The following is a 21,602-nucleotide window of genomic DNA, read 5'->3' as shown; positions in this document are numbered from 1 at the left end:
AATTTTACATATAATTCATACACATAGAGTTCTAATTCATAAATGCCTGCATCGAAAGAGCTAGTATAAAGGTTTGTCCTGATTAGCGAATCGGGGGATGGTGAAAGCCCGATACAGTATTGCCTTTAGAAAATCACTCTTGAGCATCCATTCTGAATTTCAGTAGGAATGGACGATTTATTCCCGTTACGAATATCGAGTGAATGTAAACATGTGTGAGTTTGCATTTATAAGGGTGGTAACACGAGTCTTCTCGTCCCTTTTGGGATGTAGGGGACTTTTTTATTTAGAGACATGAAGGAGGAAGCATGGATGGATTATAAAGATACATTGTTGATGCCGAAAACGTCCTTTCCAATGCGTGGTAATTTGCCGAATAAAGAACCAAAAAGGCAAGAGCATTGGGATGAGGCAAATTTATATGACAAAGTCCAGGAAAGAACGAAAGGAAGACCATTGTTTATTTTGCATGATGGCCCTCCATATGCAAATGGTGATTTGCATATTGGCCATGCATTAAATAAAATTTTGAAGGATTTTATTACCCGTTATAAGTCAATGACTGGTTATCATGCGCCATATATTCCAGGTTGGGATACACATGGATTACCGGTTGAGACGGCATTAACGAAAAATAAAAAAGTAAAACGAAAAGAAATGAGTATTGCGGCGTTCAGACAGTTATGTGCTGAATATGCGTTGGACCAATTGGACAATCAACGCAGGCAATTTAAATCTCTTGGTGTTCGTGGTGATTGGGATCATCCATATGTTACATTAACAAAGGATTATGAGGCTGCCCAAATCAAGGTCTTTGGAGAAATGGCCAAAAAAGGCTATATCTATAAGGGATTAAAGCCAGTTTATTGGTCACCATCATCTGAATCTGCCCTAGCTGAGGCTGAAATAGAATATCATGATAAACGCTCTCCTTCCATTTACGTTGCCTTTGACGTCATAGATGGAAAAGGTTTACTCGAAGGCGGAGAGAAATTTATTATTTGGACAACAACGCCATGGACCCTCCCGGCTAACTTGGGAATTAGTCTACATCCTGATCTGGAATACGTGGTTGTGGAAGTGAACCAGGAAAAATATATTATCGCCCGTTCCTTGCTTGAATCTGTTGCGGAGGAATTGGAATGGGAAGACCCACAAGTGATAAAATCATTTAAAGGAAAAGAAGCGGATAGAATTGTCGTTAAACATCCATTTTATGATCGTGAATCACTCATTATGCTTGGTGAACATGTAACAACAGATGCAGGTACTGGTTGCGTTCATACAGCACCAGGACATGGGGAAGATGACTTTGTTGTAGCTCGAAGTTATGGTATTGACCCATTGTCTCCTGTTGATGATAGGGGCGTCTTTACAAACGAAGCACCTGGATTTGAAGGACAATTCTATGATAAAGCGAACAAGTCTATTACAGAAAAACTGGAAGAAGTAGGAGCTTTGCTCAAGCTTTCGTTCATCACACACTCTTATCCACATGATTGGCGGACGAAGAAACCGACAATTTTCCGAGCGACATCGCAGTGGTTTGCATCCATTAAGGATTTTCGTCAGGATATTCTGGATGAAATCAGTCGCGTTAACTGGTATCCATCATGGGGAGAGACTCGTCTTCACAACATGGTCCGAGATAGGGAAGATTGGTGTATTTCGCGTCAGCGTACGTGGGGGGTTCCAATGCCTGTATTCTACGGGGAAGATAATAAACCTATTATTAATGATGAAACTATTGAGCATGTAGCTAACTTATTTAAAGCACATGGTTCCAATGTATGGTTTGAATGGGAAGCTAAAGATTTATTGCCTGAAGGTTTTACTTCCGAACATAGTCCAAATGGAATATTCACAAAAGAAACAGATATTATGGATGTATGGTTTGATTCAGGATCATCCCATGAGGCTGTACTGGAAGGTCGCCCGTATCATAGACGCCCGGCAGATGTTTATTTGGAAGGCAGTGACCAATACCGTGGCTGGTTCAATTCCTCCATATCTACATCTGTGGCAGTGACAGGAAAAGCACCATTTGAAAATGTCATTAGCCATGGTTTTGTATTAGATGGTAATGGACGGAAAATGAGTAAATCTCTGGGAAATGTCATGATACCTTCCAAAGTGCAAAAGCAATTAGGTTCCGATATTTTACGATTATGGGTATCTTCTGTTGATTATCAGGGAGATGTACGTATTTCGCAGGAAATTCTTAAACAAACATCTGAAGCATATCGAAAAATTAGAAATACGATTCGTTTTATGTTAGCAAACTTAGCAGACTTTGATCCAAACATGGACAGAGTCCCGGAAGCGGAAATGGAAGAAGTGGATCGTTATATGATCCATCGCCTACAGCAGATGTTAGGTAATGTTAAGGAGAACTACGAGCAATTTGAATATGCACCGATTTTCCATCAAATCCACAACTTCTGTGCGGTTGATTTAAGCTCATTCTATTTGGATTTTGCTAAAGATATACTATATATCGAGGCAAAGGATAATAAGCGTCGCCGTAGTATTCAAACAGGCTATTATGAAATTTTAACGACACTGGTTAAATTATTGACACCTATCATTCCGCATACGACGGATGAAGTATGGGAATATATTCCTGGTGTAGAAGAAGAGAGTGTACAGTTAACAGATATCCCCAATACACATGAAATTGCAGGTATGGCTGTTCTGGAACCAAAATGGGATCATTTCATGAATATTCGTGATGATGTTTTAAAAGCACTGGAAGAAGCAAGGAATGAAAAAGTAATCGGGAAATCGCTAGAAGCAAAAGTTACACTTGTGCCAAAAGATGATCAAACCAAAGAAGTATTACAAACATTTGATTATCTGCATCAATATTTAATCGTATCAGAGTCGATTATTCGCGATAGTAGTTCAGAAGCAAAGGAATATCAGTATGTGGATGTTTTCGTCGAGAAACATCCCGGAGAAAGATGTGAACGTTGCTGGGTAGCATCGGAAACAGTTGGAGAAGATGCGGAACATCCTGGATTATGTAGCCGTTGCGCGAGTGTTGTAAAAGAGCATTACACGGCATAACTAGCTGAAGGACACTTAAGATTGTATTAGTTTTAACGGATCTTCACCAAAATTAATGGTTGATAAACTAGGCTAAAATTGTAAAGGCAGCCGTCGCTGCGGAAAAAACACCACGCTTTCCGCGGGCGGCTTTTAATTAGTATCAAGTCCGGAATTTCCTTTGATTATGAAACTTTTATCTACAGCACCTAGTTGTCCCCATATTTATTCATGTATTTCAGCCATTGATTTTGGTGTTGCCCATTTTAACAAGTTCAATGATTTGTATAAAAGACGACTTACGTTCACTTGAACATGAGTCGTTTTTTTGATAATAATGTATACCGATCTTTCATTGTTCTTGAAAAATATTGCTTTAACGTTTAAGATAAATAAGACTTAGAGTAGAAAACGGGGGACATGGGATGTATGTGTACTATATTATTGCACTAGTTATTATTGCCATTGACCAAGTGACGAAATGGATGGTTGTCCGAGCAATGGAGCTTGGAGAACAAATGACAATTATAGAAAACTTCTTTTATCTTACATCACATCGCAATAGCGGTGCTGCGTGGGGGATATTGGAGGGGCAGATGCTGATTTTCTATCTTGTGACAGTCATTGTCGTTATAGGGATTATTTATTACATGCAGGCATATGCAAAGAAAAATAGAGGGTTAGCCATTAGCTTAAGCTTGGTACTGGGGGGAGCCATTGGTAACTTTATTGACCGTCTTTTCCACCAAGAAGTCGTGGATTTCTTTGATTTTATCATCTTTCATTATAATTTTCCTATTTTTAATATAGCTGATGCTGCTTTAACAGTTGGGGTTATATTTATTCTTATCATTACCATCATCGATGAAACAAAAGCGAAGAAAGGAAAAGCAGAAAAATGACGTTATTTTATCATACTGTTAACGAATTGCAGGAAAAACAACGAATTGATAAAGTACTTGCTGCACTAAATCCGGAAGCATCCCGTTCACAGGTGCAATCATGGATTGTAAAGGGGCTTGTAACCGTTAATAAGGAGTACGTAAAATCAAATGATAAGTGTCAGATAGGTGATGTTATAGAGTGGTCAATCCCGAAGGAAGAGACGCTTGAAATCGTTGCAGAGGATATACCGTTATCCATTGTATATGAGGACAGCGATTTATTGGTAGTTAACAAGCCAAAGGGAATGGTCATTCATCCGTCTCCAGGACATACGAGCGGTACACTTGTTAACGCACTTCTTTATCATTGTGATCACCTATCCAGTATAAATGGTGTGCAGCGACCTGGTATTGTCCATCGAATTGATAAGGATACAAGTGGGTTATTAGTTGTTGCAAAAAATAATCAAGTACATGCACATCTATCCGATCAACTATCAACAAAAGAAGTTAAACGAGTATATACCGCCATTGTTCATGGAAAAATTCCGCATGAAACGGGGATGATTGATGCCCCGATTGGGAGAGATCCGAAAGATCGCCAGCGAATGGGGATAGTCGATGATGGAAAACCTGCCGTGACACATTTTAATGTGATAAAAAGCTACCCTGATTATACATATGTAAAATGTCAATTAGAGACAGGAAGAACACATCAGATCCGTGTACATATGAAATATATTGGTTATCCCCTTGTTGGTGACCCTAAATATGGTCGCCGGAAAACAATGGAAACAAATGGCCAAGTGTTACATGCCGGTGTGCTCGGTTTTATGCACCCAAATATGAATAGATGGATGGAATTTGAAGTGAAAGCTCCTGCCTATTTTGAGGCGATTTTATCCAATATAGAAAAATTGTATTGACAATAACCGTTGACTCTGAAATAATTAAAAGAAATAAACAAGTGACCCTTTAATATAGTCCCGCGAGGCTGAAAAGGAATTCGAGAATGTACGTGTCCAACGTCCCTTTTTTCCTTGCGGAGAGAAGGGATTTTTAATATCTGGTGGTGAGATCTTGCAAAAGAAAACAGACATATTGGATCAGCCGGCAATTAACCGGGCATTAACCCGAATTGCTCATGAAATCGTTGAAAAAAATAAAGGTGGGGAAAATCTGGTCTTAGTTGGGGTGAAAACGAGGGGAGTACCGTTAACGAACAGATTACAGGATAGAATAAAACAAATTGAAGGACTGGATCTACCAACAGGTGAATTGGATATAACGTTATACCGAGATGATTTGGAAATGGCAACTAATAGTAATGATCCACAACTGAAATCCACAAAAATTGATATAGATGTAACAGGGAAAAAAGTGATACTCATAGATGATGTACTTTATACCGGCAGGACCATACGAGCAGCAATGGATGCGGTGATGGATACTGGAAGGCCATCACAGATTCAATTGGGTGTCCTCGTTGATAGAGGCCATAGAGAATTACCGATACGGGCAGATTACGTAGGTAAAAACATTCCAACATCTGAAAAAGAAATTGTTGTGGTCCAATTGGCAGAATCCGACGAGATCGATCAAGTATCCATTTATGATAAATAAATAGCAAAACCTTTAATGAAATCCAGCGAGATTTACAAGGTTGTTTAAGGAAACGTGGGTAGAAAGCTATACACGTGTGCCTCTTTGCAGCCTTTAGCAAAGAGGCTTTTTTAATGGACATAAACGTCTTCTAAACATGGAGGTATAAAAAATGACAACGAAAAAAATGTCAATGGATGTTAATGAAGTACCAAAAATCGGACAATGGCTTTTACTCAGCATTCAACATTTATTTGCAATGTTTGGCTCTACGATCTTAGTACCGTTTCTTACCGATTTATCCCCTGCTGTGGCACTAATATCAAGCGGGACTGGTACACTGGCGTATTTAGTAATCACAAGAGGGAGAATACCGGCATATCTGGGATCCAGTTTCGCATTTATTGCGCCCATTATTGCTGCAAGTGCTGGGGTAGGCCCGGCTGGTGCGATGATAGGAAGCTTCTTAGCAGGAATTGTCTACGGAATGGTCGCCTTACTCATTACATTCCTTGGTACCAATTGGCTTATGCGGATACTTCCCCCGGTTGTAGTCGGTCCAGTCATTATCGTAATTGGATTGGGTTTAGCTCCCACTGCGATTGATATGGCTATGTTCGATGACGAGGTTTATAGTGGGACCTATGTAACCGTAGCGTTAGTGACGTTGATTATTACCATTATTGCTAATATTTTCTTTAAAGGTTTTTTTGGACTTATTCCCATATTAATTGGAATTGTAGGTGGTTATCTATTTGCTCTTATACAGGGGATTGTTGATACGGCACCAATTCAAGCAGAATGGAATGCCATGCTGTCATCGAATTCGGTTGGAGAATTTTTGGGAGCCTTTTTTCAAATGCCGGAATTTATCATTCCATTTGTTGACTATACTCCGTTGGATATTATGAATCTGCAAATCGTAGCAGTAATGGTTCCTGTAGCACTAGTAACCATTGCTGAACATATAGGGGATCAGATGGTTTTATCCAAAGTTGCAGGGCGCAATTTCTTGAAAAATCCCGGACTGCATCGCTCTATATTAGGAGACGGGGTGGCGACAGTGATTGCCTCTTTTATCGGAGGGCCACCAAACACAACGTATGGTGAAAATATTGGCGTATTATCTATTACTAAAGTGTTTAGTGTGTTTGTTATAGGAGGCGCAGCCGTACTTGCGGTATTATTTGGGTTTATAGGAATTATTACAGTGACGATTAGTTCCATTCCCACTGCTGTTATGGGAGGGGTATCCATTCTATTATTTGGTATCATCGCCTCTAATGGACTGCGAATGCTCATTGATAATCAAATAGATTTAGGGAACAATCGCAATTTAATTATCGCCTCTGTCATACTGGTTATCGGAGTTGGTGGAGCTTACATTGAAGTATATGACGGACTGGAAATTGCCGGGATGGCCTTATCCGCAATCATTGGAGTTATTCTAAATCTTATCTTACCCGGCAGAGAAAGTGGATATGGTAATGGTGCATTGTTTGAAAGTACGGAGGTTCCGGATGATCAAAAGCATGTATCTTAACAAGGAGGTAATGATGCGACACTTTATATCGGTTAACCAATTAACTGCAGACGAAATGATGCGTCTTTTAAAAACGGCTGATAGGTATCGTCATACTGGTTATAAGCTGAAGCAACAGAGATTTGCTGCAAATTTATTTTTCGAACCAAGTACAAGGACAAAAAGCAGCTTTATTATAGCTGAGCGGAAACTTGGAATGGAGGTACTGGATTTTCATGCTACAACCTCTAGTACGGAAAAAGGGGAGTCGTTGTATGACACGGTAAAAACCTTTGAAGCATTGGGTGCAGATTTAATTACCGTTCGTGACTGCTCTGACACCTGGTTCGAGCAGCTCAGAGATCATATTTCTATACCAATTATCAATGCGGGGGCAGGAAAAGCGGAACATCCGACACAATGTTTGTTAGATATGCTAACCATTTACCAAGAATTTCAAAGTTTCAACGATTTGCAGGTTGTTATTGCAGGTGATATTAAACATAGCCGTGTTGCCCGTTCCAATGCATACGCGTTAAAAGCCTTAGGCGCAACAGTCTGGTTAAGTGCGGCTCCAGGCTTTGAAGATTATTCCCTTGGTTTTCCATATATTTCGATCGACGAAGCTGTAAATAGTTGTGATGCGCTTATGCTTTTACGTATTCAACATGAACGGCATCAGGAAAGTTCAACGGTAAACCAGAGCTACTTGGAAAACTATGGTTTAACCAAAAATCGGGAAAAACAAATGAAAAAGCATGCCATTATTCTTCACCCTGCACCAGTAAACAGGGGAATTGAAATAGATTCTGATTTAGTAGAGTGTGAGCGATCACGTATTTTTAAGCAAATGGAAAATGGCGTTTATTTAAGAATGGCGCTTATCACGAACATGTTACAAGAATGGGGGATTACGAGTGAAAACTATATTGAAGAATGCAAAACGACTGTTAGCAACAGGTGAAACGGAAATATGTGACATATTGATTGAAGGAAAGAAAATCAAGCAGATAGCTGCATCTATTCCAGCGGAAGCCGACAATATGATTGACTGTAAAGAAAATCTGATCGTGCCTGGATTTATTGATGTACACATCCATCTACGTGAACCTGGTGGGGAGCATAAAGAAACCATTACTTCTGGTACAAAAGCAGCTGCTCGTGGTGGTTTTACAACTGTTTGTGCAATGCCTAATACAAATCCAGTACCAGATCATGTATCTACAGTAGAAGCACTTTTGGAAAAAATCAATCAGCATGCTGTTGTGCGAGTGATCCCCTATGCAGCCATTACGAACCATTTACAAGGTGAGACATTAACGAATATACCGGAAATCGCTGACAAGGGAGTGTTTGCTTTTACGGATGATGGAGTAGGAATCCAAAGTGCCGACTTAATGTTGCAAGCGATGAAACAAGCAGCAGCCTGTAATATGCCAATCATAGCACATTGTGAGGACAACTCGATTGTTTATGGAGGTGTCGTCCATGATGGGAAAGTAAGCGAAAAATTAGGATTACCAGGAATCCCCTCCGTAAGTGAATCCATACAAATCGCACGAGATGCGTTACTTGCTGAGAAGGCAGGTTGTCATTATCATGTCTGTCATGTCAGTACGAAAGAGTCTGTGAGAATTATTCGTGATGCAAAAAGAGCTGGTATACATATAACTGCTGAAGTGACGCCGCATCACCTGTTACTTAATGAGGAAGCTATCACGCAAGATGATGCTAATTTGAAGATGAACCCACCACTGCGAGCAAAAGAAGATCAAAAGGCATTATTAGAAGGATTATTGGATGGGACAATAGATTTTATTGCAACAGATCATGCGCCACATGCAAAAGACGAAAAAGAAACAGGCTTTCGAACATCTCCTTTTGGAATTGTAGGTTTGGAAACTGCATTTTCATTGCTTTATACCAACCTTGTCAAAGCGGAACAAATGACACTAAAGCAATTAGTGGATTGGTTAACCATTAAACCTGCCCAAGTGTTTGATTTGCCCTATGGTATCCTTGAAGAAAATGCAGTGGCAGATATTACGTTGATAAATTTAGAAAAAGAAACAGTCATTGATAAGGAAAGTTTTCAGTCTAAAGGAAAAAACACTCCGTTTCATAACTGGGAAGTTAAAGGTTTACCAATTTTGACACTAGTTGAAGGGAGAATTGCTTATCAGGAGGATATTCATGAGAAACCAACAAGCAAAATTAGATAATCTGGAGCCAGATGTTCCAGCTATGATAAACAGAGAGGCAATACAGTTATGAGAAAAGAAGTAATGTATATTCAATCATCACTGCCTATTGCACGAAACACAATAGAAATGGTATTGAAAAATTACTATATTAGCCAAACAGCAATACCTGGTCAATTCCTCCATCTATTTATTGATGGGCTCTCTTTACGCAGACCAATATCTATTGCAGATGTAGATAGGGAAAAGGAAACCGTCACCATCCTATTTAAAAAGGAGGGTACCGGAACGAAGCGGTTGGCTATGTATCAGGAAGGAATGACACTTGACGTGTTAGGTCCTAACGGAAATGGGTTTAAATTGGATAAAGAATGCTCCCGTATTCTACTAGTAGGTGGAGGTATCGGTGTCCCGCCGCTCTATTATCTGGGTAAAACGTTAGCGAAACAAGATATGAAAATCATTTCTCTACTAGGATTTCAATCCGCTGAATATGTTTTTTACCGGGAAAAATTTCAAGCACTTGGTGAAACATGGATGGTCACAAATGATGGTTCCTATGGTGAAAAAGGATTCGTTACAGATGTTCTTGATAAAATAGAGGATGTTGATCGTTACTATTCCTGTGGGCCAATGCCCATGCTGCAGGCCGTTACAAAAAAATTAGAACATAAACAGGGGTATGTGTCGTTGGAGGAACGGATGGGTTGTGGAATTGGGGCATGCTTGGCTTGTGTAATACCGAGAACGAATGATAGAGGATATTATAAAATTTGTAAAGATGGTCCTGTTTTTCGTGCTAAGGAGGTGGCATTATGATGAATTTAGCAGTTGAATTACCTGGTTTGCATTTGAAAAATCCAATCATGCCTGCCTCTGGCTGTTTTGGATTTGGACGTGAATACAGTGACTTTTATGACTTAGGAAAATTAGGTGCGGTTATCATGAAAGCAGCAACCGGAAACGAGCGGTTTGGCAATCATACCCCTCGTGTTGCTGAAACAGCATCCGGCATGCTTAATGCAATTGGGCTGCAAAATCCCGGCGTTGAGAAAATAATAGAAACGGAAGTTCCTTTTCTGGCAAACTACGACATTCCAATTATCGCAAATATAGCAGGAAGTACAATAGAAGAATATGAAGAGGTGGCAGCAGCTTTTAACCAAACTGACGATGTATATGCACTGGAATTGAATATTTCCTGTCCGAATGTGAAAAAAGGTGGTATTCAATTTGGTACGGACCCTGATATGGCAGCGAACGTAACCAAAAAGGTGAAACAGGTCAGTAATTTGCCCGTATATGTGAAACTTTCTCCCAATGTTTCCGATATTGTTGTAATGGCGAAAGCTGTGAAAGCGGCTGGAGCAGATGGGTTATCCATGATTAATACGTTGTCAGGAATGAAAATAGACGTAGCCAAAAAACGTCCCTTGTTGGCGAATCAAACAGGGGGCTTATCTGGCCCGGCAATTAAACCCATAGCTATCCGAATGATTTATGAAGTGAAACAACAAGTTTCTATTCCGATAATCGGTATGGGAGGAATTAGCAATGTGGAAGATGTGTTGGAATTTCTTTTAGCCGGTGCAAGTGCAGTTGCAGTCGGTACAGCTAACTTTCAAAATCCATTTATTTGTCCGGAAATAATGGATGAATTGCCTATGGTATTGAGAAACTATGGATTTCATTCCCTACAGAATGTAATCGAAAAGGGGGCACAAATTGTATGAACAAATCTATATATCTGGCGTTGGATTTTCCAACTTGGGTTGATTCCAAACAATTCCTGGAAGCAAATGACCTTCAAGGAATTCCAGTCAAAGTAGGTATGGAGTTATTTTACCGAGAAGGTCCACATGTTATAGAAAAATTAAAAGAAAATCATCATCCGATTTTTCTTGATTTGAAATTACATGATATTCCAACAACGGTTAGGAAGGCAATGAGAAACATTGCTGAACTCCATGTTGATATGGTAAATGTTCATGCACTGGGTGGGAGTGAAATGATCAGAAGTGCGAAAGAAGGGCTTGATTCCGGTTGCAGCAATGGGCATCAAACGAAACTGATTGCGGTCAGTCTATTAACTTCTATGGGTAATGAAACGATGAATCAGGAACTTTTATTGCCAGGAAAACTTGATAAAAATGCTGTGCATTTTGCGTCACTGGCAAAACAAAATGGTGCAGATGGCATCGTTTGTTCGGTTTATGAAGCAAAGCAAATGAAGGCAGCATGTGGTGCTGATTTCCTAACGGTAACGCCGGGTATTCGGCTGCGGGAATCAAGTTCGGATGATCAGAAACGAGTAGCAACACCTGGCTTTGCTCGGGATCATGGCTCTGATGTATTAGTGATAGGAAGAAGTGTGACAAAAGCAACCGTACCATATCGAGCGTACAATCAAGCAGTGAAGGAGTGGAACCATGGAATTAACCCATGAATTGGCCAGGGAACTATTAGCTATTAAAGCTGTACAAATTAATACAACTGCATACTTTACATGGACTTCAGGGATTAAATCGCCTATCTATTGTGATAATCGATTGAGCATGTCTCATCCTGCGGTACGTAATAAAATTTCAAAGGCCTTTATGCAAATGATCGAAAAAATGGAGAAGAAACCTGATATTATTGCAGGTTGTGCTACTGCAGGCATCCCTCATGCAGCATGGCTTGCTGACAGACTGAATCTGCCAATGGTTTATGTTCGTTCCAAACCAAAAGCGCATGGCAAAGAAAACCAAATCGAAGGAATGCTTACAAAAGGACAAAAGGTACTTGTGATTGAAGACCTTATCTCTACCGGAACCTCATCTATTGATGCTACAAAAGCCTTGCGCTATGAAGGAGCTGAAGTGATCGGGGTATTGGCCATTTTCACGTACGGATTACAGAAGTCCATTCAACAATTTTCCGATGCTAAATTAGCCTTTCAAACAATTACAGGCTTTGATCCATTAGTAGATGCTTTAACCGAGGATGGTAAAATAAAAGAAAAGGAAAAAAGAGAATTAATAGCATGGCGAAATGCGATAGGGACATAAGGGACAGGTTCTTTGTCTCAGGTCAGATAATGAAAAGATAATCTTTGAGTTGTACAGAGAAATGACCAATGAGAGGTCATTTCTTTGTACATAGAACCATCCATTCATCAATGGCAAAGGATTGAATTGTTCCATCATTCATTTTTACGTGATAATAATGTTGTAATTCTTCGGGGGCATCTATAATAAAATTGCTTACTTGATCCATGCCTTCTTTCGTTTCCATTGTCCTATTAATCCATGACTTATATGGTAATGTTTTCTTCCTTACCTGTTGATCTATAATGGATAAGTTATGTTGACGTAGAAATTGTTTCCACTCAGAAATCTTCAAAGAGCGAACATGGCTATAATCACGCATTTTTTCTAAAGTATTATAGAAATCATCAAATTCCGCCTTTTCAGGAGCTACATTATCGATCAGCAAAAATTTTCCATTCGGCTTTAATACACGGTGCACTTCACTGATAAATGTTACAGGGTTGGGAAAATGATGTGCTGCAATTCGGCATGTGGCAATATCAAAGGAGTGATCCAAAAAAGGTAACTGTTCTGCATCTGCAATGACATAGTCTATATTTGTAAAAGAGGATAAATGGGAAGCTGTATTTTCTAACATTTCCTTGGTTATATCTGTGGCAATGACTCGATTTACGACTGTTGACAGTTGTTTGGCCACATGGCCTCCACCTGTTGCTATATCAATAACATTCATTGTAGATTGTGGGTTCAACCACTCCGTTAATAAAGACAGGTCACTTCCGGAGGAATGCGTGCTACTCGCCGCATAAGCCTCTGCCTTTTTTGAAAATACACGTTGAACGTCTTCTTTTTCCTTCATGAAGCCACCTCTTTTCATATATTATTATATGCTCCCTGATGCAATAAGTAAAATATTCGTTTATAATCAAAAGTGATAAACATATATTATCATGCAGGGGGTAGATGAAAATGAAGATTGATGATTATGTATTATTGATAAGATTAAATGAGATTGGGACCATTCGTGGAACAGCTAAAGACATATTGATTTCACAGCCTGCGATAACACAACGATTAAAATATATAGAAGCATACTTTGGACAAACCATCTTTATTCGAACACCAAAACGTCTCGTGTTAACCCCTGCTGGAGAAATGATCATCAACCACGCCATCTCCATTATGGAACAGGAAAAGGCAATTAAAAATGAGCTTGCAGCATCAAGTGAAGAAGTCAAGGGTACCTTATCAATCGCTTGTTCTTCTCTTATTAGTCAGCGTTTTTTACCGGCTATTCTCGGTGAATTTAATGATGCTTTTCCAAAGGTGGCTATCGATCTTGTAACAGGAATTAGTGAAGACATTAAACGTAATCATAAAAACTACCATGCTTGTATTATTCGAGGGGAAAAGTTGAAAGAAAGTACTTGTGTACGTTTATTTGATGATCCATTATATATTTTCGATACAAAGCCTTTTCCGAAAAATAAAATGAAGGAGCGTCCTTTAATTTCGTTTAGCAGTGACGATAGCTTGCATGAACTTGTGGATAATTGGCTTTACTACCATCAGGATAAAATAAAACCGTTGAAAACCATTACAGTTGATCAGATTGAAACCTGTAAGCAATTTATGAAACAAGGGCTGGGTATGGCCGTATTACCTGAAAGTGTTTCTGATTCCATGAAAGAAGAATACCCACATATTTCATTAAAGCTTAATGGGAAACAAATAACAAGAGATACGTGGGTCTGCTATCAGGAGGGAGTTCGGGAATTACCTCAGGTGGACCGGTTTATACATGCATTAACGAAAAAAACATTTCTTTAAATGTTTAATCCATGTCCGATTGAGGAAGAGATAGATATAACTAGTCAAAAAGGAGTGTTATCCATGAGTGAAGTAATATTTACATCAAGTGCAACGGCAAAAAATGGAAGAGATGGCCATGTGAAAACAAGTGACGGCTTAATAGATGTGAATCTAGAGAACCCAGCAAATAATAAAGAAGGGAAAGGAGCTAACCCGGAGGAATTTTTCGCGGCTGGTTATTCAGCATGTTTTGACGCTGCTGTAAACTTAGTAGCTAGTCAAAAAAAGAAAGATATTCAGTCTGAAACGACTGCCGAAGTAAGTTTTATGAAAGATGCCGCGGACGGTGGTAATAAATTGGGCGTTACTCTCAATGTTACTGTGGAAGGTGCAAGCCCTGAAGAAGCAAAAGAAATTGTAGAAGGAGCTCACCAAGTTTGTCCATATTCCAAAGCAACAAGAGGGAATATCGAAGTGAAATTAAATCCAAAAGCAGTGTAAGCTATTGAAGGCGCCCCGAAATAACGGAGCGCCTTCAATATGTGACTTGAGCCATCCTTCCTAAATGAGGTACTTGATGTGCTAATAAAGCAAGCCATCTTACTTTTTCTTCAACGCCTTTATCGTTTTTTGATGTGGGGTAACAAACAGTGTTTTCTGATTATCATAGGTTACATATCCAGGTTTTGCCCCATTCGGTTTTTTCACATGTCGTATTTTTGTATAATCTACAGGAACGGAGGAAGAGTTCTGTGATTTACTGAAGTAGGCTGCTATTTGTGCTGCTTCTGTAAGCGTTTCTTCACTGGGATCATTGGAACGAATAATGACATGTGAGCCTGGTATATTCTTCGTATGAAGCCAAATTTCATCCCGATTTGCCAGTTTACTTGTGACATATTCGTTTTGTTTATTATTTTTACCGACAAGAATGGTGGTGCCATCTGTTGCCTTGTACGCTTCCGGTACTGGATTTTTCGGTTTATTTTTATGCTTCTTCTGTTTCGTTTGTTTTTTTAAATAACCTTCCTCACGTAGTTCATCCCGAATTTCTTCTATATCTGCCACACTGGCCACGTCAATTTGCTGTAGGAGTTGATCCAGATACTCCATTTCGTTCTTGGTTTTAATCATTTCCCTTTCTATTACTTGTCTGGACTTTTTAAGTTTTTGATAGGTTTTAAAATAAGCCTGTGCATTTTCACTTGGTGTTTGCGTTGGATTTAAATCTATTGTTATTTCGTTTTGCTCCGGGTCATAATAGTCCGTTACTGAAATACTTGTATCTCCTTGTGCTACCAGATGCATGTGTGCAGTCAAGAGCTCACCCAGTTTTTGATAATGATTTGCACTTTCTGCTTTTTTCATCGTTTGCTTATGCTTTTTCATTTTTCGATTGTTTTTATCTTTCTCATTCTTTATAAATCGATATAAATCCTTGGCTTGCTGCTTGACACGATCACGCTCCGCTTTTCCGGAATAAAATGTATCGAGCATCTTATTCGTGGATAGAAAGCTTTCCTTTTCCCCTTCAAGGAATGTAAGGGGAAGCACGTGAAAGTCTTCTTTTTTATTTCGGTAGATAGCGGGAGCGTATCTGTGATGTTGTATTTTTTCTTGGATTTCCATGAATTTCTCCATGTATTTATTGGTGGAGCCCAAGTTGGCACGGTTAATGATTTCCCTGGCGATAACTGGGGAGAAACCAACAAATGCATGAACCATTTGTGTATCCAGTTTTCCTGCATTGAAATCAAGTTGTTTCTTAAATTGTTCCCCATTGATATCCAATGGATTCACTTTGTCTTGCATGGGAGGAAGCTTATAATCTTGTCCTGGTTGAATAATCCGGTAGCGGTTTTGCGTGATAGAAACATGTTTCAAACTGTCTATAATATGGCCTTTTTCTTTATCTACTAACATAACATTGCTATGTTTCCCCATTAATTCCATAATAAGGGTTTTATAGGCAATATCCCCAATTTCATTCCTCGTTTTAATAGAGAAAGTGATGATACGCTCCATTCCATATTGCTGCACTTCCTCTATGACTGCACCAGATAAATGTTTCCTGAGAATCATACAAAACATGGGTGGTTCTTTTGGATTGGTATACGTGTCATCTGTTATATGCAGACGCGCATATGTCGGATGAATGGAAAATAATAATGCTTGATTTTTTCCGTTGCTCCGAATGGTGAAAATGAGTTCTGTATTTGTAGGTTGATAAATTTTTGTAATCTTTCCTGGAATGATTTCTTCTTTTAATTCGTTTGTTACTGCTCGTGTAACAATTCCGTCGAATGGCATACAATCACCTCTCGAGTAATTATAGCATGTTTTGGGACAGGTCTGCATAAATATCCATTAGTAGGTTGTCATACATTCAAAATATAGCATTGCATGTTGTAACGAATTTGGAGGAATGCAGTATGAGGTGGTATCAATTAGATGTAGATCGCGTGGAACAGAAGTTGCATGTCACGTCAAATCGAGGGCTTAACGTTAAACAAGTGGAACAGCGCCGCAAGCAGTATGGTTCTAATATTCTGGAAGGACAGAAGCATACACCAAGATGGTTACTCTTTTTAAAACAATTTCAGGATTTTATGGTATTGGTGTTACTTGCCGCAACTTTAATAGCTGGATTGCTTGGGGAATATATTGATGCAATCGCGATTATGGTCATTGTGCTGGTAAATGGGTGTATTGGGTACTTTCAGGAACAAAAGGCTGAGAAATCCCTTGATAAATTAAAAGAATTATCGGCCCCGATGGCGAATGTCCTGCGAAATGAAAACTGGGAAAAAATAAACTCAAGGGATATCGTTGTAGGGGATGTCGTTAAAATGAACAGTGGTGATCGCATTCCTGCTGACATTCGAATTGTAAAATCAAATAGTATGGAAACAGAGGAATCAGCGCTGACAGGGGAATCCCTTCCTGTTGTGAAACATGCTACTGCTATTGAAAGCAATCATCTTGAAGCACAGGATCAGGTTAATATGGGATTTATGGGTACGCTGGTCACGAGAGGGTCCGGTGTTGGTATTGTTGTTGGGACCGGTATGCATACAGTAATGGGTCAAATTGCTTCCTTAATGGTTAGTACAAAGAAGATGAGCACACCACTGGAGAATAAGTTAGCAGAGCTGGGGAAAATATTAATTGTTGTCGCTCTAGTGTTAACAGCCTTAGTCGTTGGAGTTGGAGTATTCCAGGGACATCCAGTTTATAGTATGTTTTTAGCAGGTGTCTCATTAGCGGTTGCCGCCATTCCGGAAGGATTACCGGCTATTGTTACAGTTGCCCTATCATTAGGTGTACAGCGCATGATTAGGAAACGTGCCATTGTACGAAAATTATCTGCTGTGGAAACACTAGGGTCTGCCTCGGTTATTTGTTCAGATAAAACAGGTACCATGACAGAAAATCAAATGACAGTAAAAGAAGTCTATGTAAATGGTAGTCAACTATATGTAACAGGTGATGGCTATGATATACAAGGAGATTATTTTTTAGAAGAGGATAAAATTGATACGGATTTTCCAAATTTGGAAGCAATGCTTTTATATGGAATGCTTTGTAATAACGCTTCGTTACAAGTGAAAAAAGGAAAATATAATGTGGATGGGGACCCAACGGATGGGGCGCTTTTAATTGCTGCCAGAAAGATGGGCTTAACATCATCACTTGGTGATAAGTATCGTATGGTCAAAGAGATACCCTTTGATTCAGATAGAAAACGAATGAGCGTCATTGTAGAAGATGAAAATAATATGCGTTTTTTAATAACAAAGGGAGCGCCTGATGTTCTGCTTCCCAGATCCACATTTCACATGGAAGAAGGGGGAAGAAAAGTTTTAAACAAGGCCGCCAAAAGCAATATTAATCAGGCTGTAGATCAGATGGCGGAAAAAGCCTTGCGAACCATAGCAATTGGTATAAAGTCTATTCCGAAAGATGAATCATTAAATACAGCCTTTATTGAAGACGATCTTACATTTATCGGATTGTATGGAATGATTGATCCACCAAGAAAAGAAGTACAATCAGCAATTGAAGAATGTAGGCAGGCTGGAATAAAAACAGTAATGATTACAGGTGATCACGTAAAAACAGCTAGTGCCATTGCACAAAAACTGCATCTGCTCCCTGAACACGGACGAGTATTGGAAGGTCATCAATTAAATCAGCTCTCCATCTCCGAACTAGAAGATGTTATTGATGATACATTTGTATTTGCAAGAGTCACACCGGAACATAAATTAAAAATTGTTAAAGCCTTTCAGAAGAAAGGACATATTGTAGCAATGACAGGGGACGGGGTAAATGATGCACCAGCAATAAAAGCCAGTGATATTGGTATTAGTATGGGAATGAGCGGTACCGATGTTACGAAAGAAGCTTCATCGCTAGTCCTGATGGATGATAATTTTGCAACGATTAAATCGGCGATTCAAGAAGGACGAAATATATATGAAAATATACGTAAATTCATCCGGTATTTATTAGCATCGAATGTTGGTGAAATATTGGTTATGCTGTTTGCTATGCTTTTGGCACTCCCTCTCCCCCTTGTGCCTGTACAAATACTATGGGTTAATCTTGTGACAGATGGGCTTCCGGCAATGGCATTAGGCATGGATAAAGCAGAAGGGGATGTGATGAAACGAAGACCAAGAAATCCACGGGAAGGAGTATTTGCCCGTGGGATGGGGTATAAGATTATTAGCCGAGGGATTATGATTGGTCTCGTAACATTAATTGCTTTTATGTTAACATATCAGAACAATCCGGATAACCTGGTTTACGGGCAAACAGTAGCTTTTACAACCTTGGTAATGGCCCAGTTAATTCATGTGTTTGACTGTCGCAGTGAGAACTCGATTTTCTCCAGAAATCCCTTTGAAAATATTTACTTAGTACTAGCAGTGTTATCTTCTTTATTATTATTGCTTGTTGTTATCTATTGGGAGCCGCTACAACCAATATTCCATACAATTTTTTTAAGCTTAAGAGATTGGATATTTATCCTGGTATTAAGCGCGATACCAACTGTTTTATTTGGTTATACAAAAAAATAATATATGCCCGGATTGTGTTAAAATCACAATTCGGGTTTTCATTTTTGGTGAATCAACGTTATAATATATATTAATGACAATGGATGTGGTAATCATGGCAATGAGTATGACTGGATATGGGACTAGTATTTATCATTTAGCAAATACAGTGGTAACAGTTGAAATTCGGAGTGTAAATCATCGTTATTTGGATTTTACTGCAAAAATTCCTAGTTCCTTTTTATTCTTGGAAGACAAAATAAAAAAAATAATCCAATCTTATTTTGAACGTGGAAGAATAGAAGTTTATATCCGTATTGAAGGGGAAGGTTTTGTTAAAAAAACGGTGAAAACAGACTGGGAATTAATGGATCAATACATGGATCAGCTAGGTGAAGCAACGAGGCGTTATCATTTAATAGGGGATATTCCTGCTGAAGTCCTGGCTGCTGTTCCGGATCTAATTACAATTCAGGAAGCAGAGGAATATCCGGATGGATTAAACGAAGCGATTCTGGCATGTACAAACGAGGCGTGTGAACAGGTACGGGTGATGAGGCAAGCAGAAGGGGCATTTTTAAGTAATGATTTGAAGGAAAGATTAACTACCATTTATACGATCGTCTCATCATTACAAACAGACCGAAGAAGAGTAATGGAGGAATACAGGGAGCGAATCCAAAAACGCATCAGAGAACATTTAGACGATACTAGAATTGATGAGGCAAACATACATCAGGAAATTGTTCTTCTTACAGAAAAAGGTGACATAACCGAAGAGATTGTACGCCTCCTCGGCCATGTAGCGCATTTTAAAGAAACGCTAAACACCGCAGAACCAATTGGCAGAACGTTGGACTTTATTACACAGGAAATGCATCGTGAAGCTAATACGATTGGTTCCAAATCTACAGATACGAAAATTAGTGAATATAGCATATCATTAAAGCGAGAAATAGAGAAAATGAAAGAACAACTGCAAAATATAGAATAGCCTGTATGTGATGTACTTTTATCATTCGTATGATAGAATGAAATTCAGGTTTAATTGGTAAGGGGGAGCAAATTTGAGTTTACGATTAATTAATATCGGATTTGGCAATGTGGTGTCTGCGAATCGAATAATATCGATTGTATCGCCGGAATCTGCACCGATTAAACGAATTGTCACCATAGCTAGAGATAATAATAAATTAGTTGACGCAACATATGGAAGACGTACACGTGCAGTTATCGTAACAGACAGTGACCATGTCGTCTTATCTGCTGTACAACCTGAGACTGTTGGACAGCGCGTATTAAGCCATGAAGAGGATTCGGACGAATAATTCACGCGTCACTTAGGAGGAGAAGTTTTGATTGAAGAGAAGGGAATTTTATTTGTTCTTTCCGGTCCATCTGGTGTTGGGAAAGGAACGGTAAGAAAAGAGCTGTTTAACCATAAGACCGATTTGAAATATTCTATATCAATGACGACAAGAGATATACGACCGGGTGAGGCGGATGGAGTCGATTATTTCTATAAAACCAAACAGGAATTTAAAAATTTAGTAGAGCAGAACCAGCTTTTAGAATATGCTCAATATGTTAATAATTATTACGGTACACCACGGGCATACGTAGAAGAGACGCTGGCAAGTGGACACGATGTGTTCTTGGAAATAGAAACGCAGGGAGCATTACAGGTTAAAGAAAACTTTCCAGAAGGCGTATTTATTTTTCTGTTTCCTCCCAGCCTGGAGGAGTTAAAAAATCGAATTGTTGATCGTGGTACAGAGTCAACAGAATTAGTGCGAAACCGCCTGAAAGAAGCAAGAAATGAAATTAAATTGATGGACGCCTATGATTATGTTGTTGTGAATGATCAAGTAGAACTTGCAGTAAAAAAGATTCAATCAATTATACAAAGTGAACATTTGAAAAGAGAACGAATTGCAAGACAGTATAAACAAATATTGGAGGATGAAATATCATGATGTTAGAACCCTCAATTGATGCATTGCAGGAAAAAATTAATTCGAAATACACCCTTGTAACGTTAGCAGCAAGACGGGCAAGACAAATGAGTCATACGGATATGCCATTAATCGAGAATCCGAAGTCAAGCAAGTATGTTGGTATCGCACTTGAAGAGGTCATCGCAGAAAAATTAACAGTTAAGGAAGATGAATAAAACAAAGGTGGAAGCGCCCGATTAGCAACATACAAACTGCATGTAGCGCTGTGGATGGTTAGGTGTGTCTCTACAGCGTAGTGTTTTTAGTTGAACTTCCTTCTCCTTCATACCGATGCCTGCTTTTACCACAGGGGGAAAGTTGACTAAGCTTCTGACGGTCAACCACCCACAGGGCAAAGTTGAGACTTTCCTTCTGCCTACGCCTGTGGCCCCGCAATCAGTAAGTCTTCTTTATCGTAATGGAGAAATGCGAAGTTTG

Annotated in this window: 20 protein-coding genes and 1 other annotated feature; of the genes, 18 read left to right on the top strand and 2 right to left on the bottom strand. The window is 39.2% G+C overall.

The features are described from left to right. Positions 1-42: 42 nt before the first annotated feature. Positions 43-264: a binding site (T-box leader), on the top strand. A gap of 48 nt (positions 265-312) precedes the next feature. The 11 genes from ileS to pyrE all read left to right on the top strand — a co-directional run bounded on the left by ileS (position 313) and on the right by pyrE (position 12,307). After that, positions 313-3,069, top strand: a complete 2,757-nt coding sequence (gene ileS / locus KFZ56_RS11765) for an isoleucine--tRNA ligase (RefSeq protein ID WP_222642114.1) — start codon at positions 313-315, stop codon at positions 3,067-3,069. Between the two features lie 404 nt (positions 3,070-3,473). Next, on the top strand, positions 3,474-3,950 hold the full coding sequence (gene lspA, locus KFZ56_RS11760) for a signal peptidase II (RefSeq protein ID WP_222642113.1): 477 nt from the start codon (positions 3,474-3,476) through the stop codon (positions 3,948-3,950). Beyond that, positions 3,947-4,858 carry an RluA family pseudouridine synthase gene (locus KFZ56_RS11755; RefSeq protein ID WP_222642112.1) on the top strand — a complete coding sequence of 304 codons (912 nt, stop codon included), beginning with the start codon at positions 3,947-3,949 and terminating at the stop codon, positions 4,856-4,858. The genes lspA and KFZ56_RS11755 overlap by 4 nt, the downstream gene beginning before the upstream one ends. A 154-nt stretch (positions 4,859-5,012) precedes the next feature. Continuing rightward, positions 5,013-5,555, top strand: a complete 543-nt coding sequence (gene pyrR, locus KFZ56_RS11750) for a bifunctional pyr operon transcriptional regulator/uracil phosphoribosyltransferase PyrR (protein WP_222642111.1) — start codon at positions 5,013-5,015, stop codon at positions 5,553-5,555. Between the two features lie 151 nt (positions 5,556-5,706). Then, positions 5,707-7,077: a solute carrier family 23 protein gene (locus KFZ56_RS11745; RefSeq protein WP_222642110.1), complete on the top strand. Its 1,371-nt coding sequence runs from the start codon at positions 5,707-5,709 to the stop codon at positions 7,075-7,077. Positions 7,078-7,090: 13 nt separating this feature from the next. Then, the gene (locus KFZ56_RS11740) at positions 7,091-8,020 is read left to right on the top strand and encodes an aspartate carbamoyltransferase catalytic subunit (RefSeq protein ID WP_222642109.1); all 930 of its coding nucleotides are present in this window, start codon (positions 7,091-7,093) and stop codon (positions 8,018-8,020) included. After that, positions 7,974-9,278, top strand: a complete 1,305-nt coding sequence (gene pyrC / locus KFZ56_RS11735; RefSeq protein WP_222642108.1) for a dihydroorotase — start codon at positions 7,974-7,976, stop codon at positions 9,276-9,278. Before KFZ56_RS11740 ends, pyrC begins: the two co-directional genes overlap by 47 nt. A gap of 48 nt (positions 9,279-9,326) precedes the next feature. Beyond that, on the top strand, positions 9,327-10,076 hold the full coding sequence (locus tag KFZ56_RS11730) for a dihydroorotate dehydrogenase electron transfer subunit (RefSeq protein ID WP_222642107.1): 750 nt from the start codon (positions 9,327-9,329) through the stop codon (positions 10,074-10,076). Further along, positions 10,076-10,990 (top strand): dihydroorotate dehydrogenase, encoded by a 915-nt coding sequence (locus KFZ56_RS11725; protein ID WP_222643977.1) that lies wholly within the window; start codon positions 10,076-10,078, stop codon positions 10,988-10,990. The genes KFZ56_RS11730 and KFZ56_RS11725 overlap by 1 nt, the downstream gene beginning before the upstream one ends. Next, positions 10,987-11,703, top strand: a complete 717-nt coding sequence (gene pyrF / locus KFZ56_RS11720) for an orotidine-5'-phosphate decarboxylase (RefSeq protein ID WP_222642106.1) — start codon at positions 10,987-10,989, stop codon at positions 11,701-11,703. Before KFZ56_RS11725 ends, pyrF begins: the two co-directional genes overlap by 4 nt. Then, positions 11,687-12,307, top strand: coding sequence for an orotate phosphoribosyltransferase (gene pyrE, locus KFZ56_RS11715; protein ID WP_222642105.1), 621 nt, complete (start codon positions 11,687-11,689; stop codon positions 12,305-12,307). Before pyrF ends, pyrE begins: the two co-directional genes overlap by 17 nt. 76 nt (positions 12,308-12,383) lie before the next feature. Here pyrE and KFZ56_RS11710 read toward each other — a convergent pair whose 3' ends face one another. Next, on the bottom strand, positions 12,384-13,148 hold the full coding sequence (locus KFZ56_RS11710; protein ID WP_222642104.1) for a class I SAM-dependent methyltransferase: 765 nt from the start codon (positions 13,146-13,148) through the stop codon (positions 12,384-12,386). Positions 13,149-13,258: 110 nt separating this feature from the next. On the opposite strand from KFZ56_RS11710, the gene KFZ56_RS11705 reads away from it, so the two are divergent. Both KFZ56_RS11705 and KFZ56_RS11700 read left to right on the top strand, forming a co-directional pair. After that, positions 13,259-14,119 (top strand): LysR family transcriptional regulator, encoded by an 861-nt coding sequence (locus KFZ56_RS11705; protein WP_222642103.1) that lies wholly within the window; start codon positions 13,259-13,261, stop codon positions 14,117-14,119. Between the two features lie 63 nt (positions 14,120-14,182). Further along, complete coding sequence (locus tag KFZ56_RS11700; protein WP_222642102.1) at positions 14,183-14,602, top strand: organic hydroperoxide resistance protein; 420 nt, start codon at positions 14,183-14,185, stop codon at positions 14,600-14,602. Between the two features lie 99 nt (positions 14,603-14,701). On the opposite strand, the gene KFZ56_RS11695 is transcribed toward KFZ56_RS11700, so the two are convergent. After that, on the bottom strand, positions 14,702-16,411 hold the full coding sequence (locus tag KFZ56_RS11695) for an Rqc2 family fibronectin-binding protein (RefSeq protein WP_222642101.1): 1,710 nt from the start codon (positions 16,409-16,411) through the stop codon (positions 14,702-14,704). A gap of 122 nt (positions 16,412-16,533) precedes the next feature. Here KFZ56_RS11695 and KFZ56_RS11690 point away from each other — a divergent pair, with 122 nt between their 5' ends. The 5 genes from KFZ56_RS11690 to rpoZ all read left to right on the top strand — a co-directional run bounded on the left by KFZ56_RS11690 (position 16,534) and on the right by rpoZ (position 21,340). Continuing rightward, positions 16,534-19,188, top strand: coding sequence for a calcium-translocating P-type ATPase, SERCA-type (locus KFZ56_RS11690; protein WP_222642100.1), 2,655 nt, complete (start codon positions 16,534-16,536; stop codon positions 19,186-19,188). Between the two features lie 94 nt (positions 19,189-19,282). Beyond that, the gene (locus KFZ56_RS11685; protein ID WP_222642099.1) at positions 19,283-20,161 is read left to right on the top strand and encodes a YicC/YloC family endoribonuclease; all 879 of its coding nucleotides are present in this window, start codon (positions 19,283-19,285) and stop codon (positions 20,159-20,161) included. 73 nt (positions 20,162-20,234) lie between these two features. Beyond that, entirely contained in the window at positions 20,235-20,495 is a 261-nt protein-coding gene (gene remA, locus KFZ56_RS11680) for an extracellular matrix/biofilm regulator RemA (protein ID WP_222642098.1), read from the top strand. Between the two features lie 27 nt (positions 20,496-20,522). After that, entirely contained in the window at positions 20,523-21,143 is a 621-nt protein-coding gene (gmk, locus tag KFZ56_RS11675; RefSeq protein ID WP_222642097.1) for a guanylate kinase, read from the top strand. Then, positions 21,140-21,340, top strand: coding sequence for a DNA-directed RNA polymerase subunit omega (gene rpoZ, locus KFZ56_RS11670; protein ID WP_222642096.1), 201 nt, complete (start codon positions 21,140-21,142; stop codon positions 21,338-21,340). Before gmk ends, rpoZ begins: the two co-directional genes overlap by 4 nt. Positions 21,341-21,602 lie beyond the last annotated feature (262 nt).

It is taken from the genome of Virgibacillus sp. NKC19-3 (genome assembly GCF_019837165.1).
Taxonomy (GTDB): domain Bacteria; phylum Bacillota; class Bacilli; order Bacillales; family Amphibacillaceae; genus Virgibacillus_L; species Virgibacillus_L saliphilus.
This window is presented reverse-complemented; position numbering and strand designations above follow the sequence as displayed.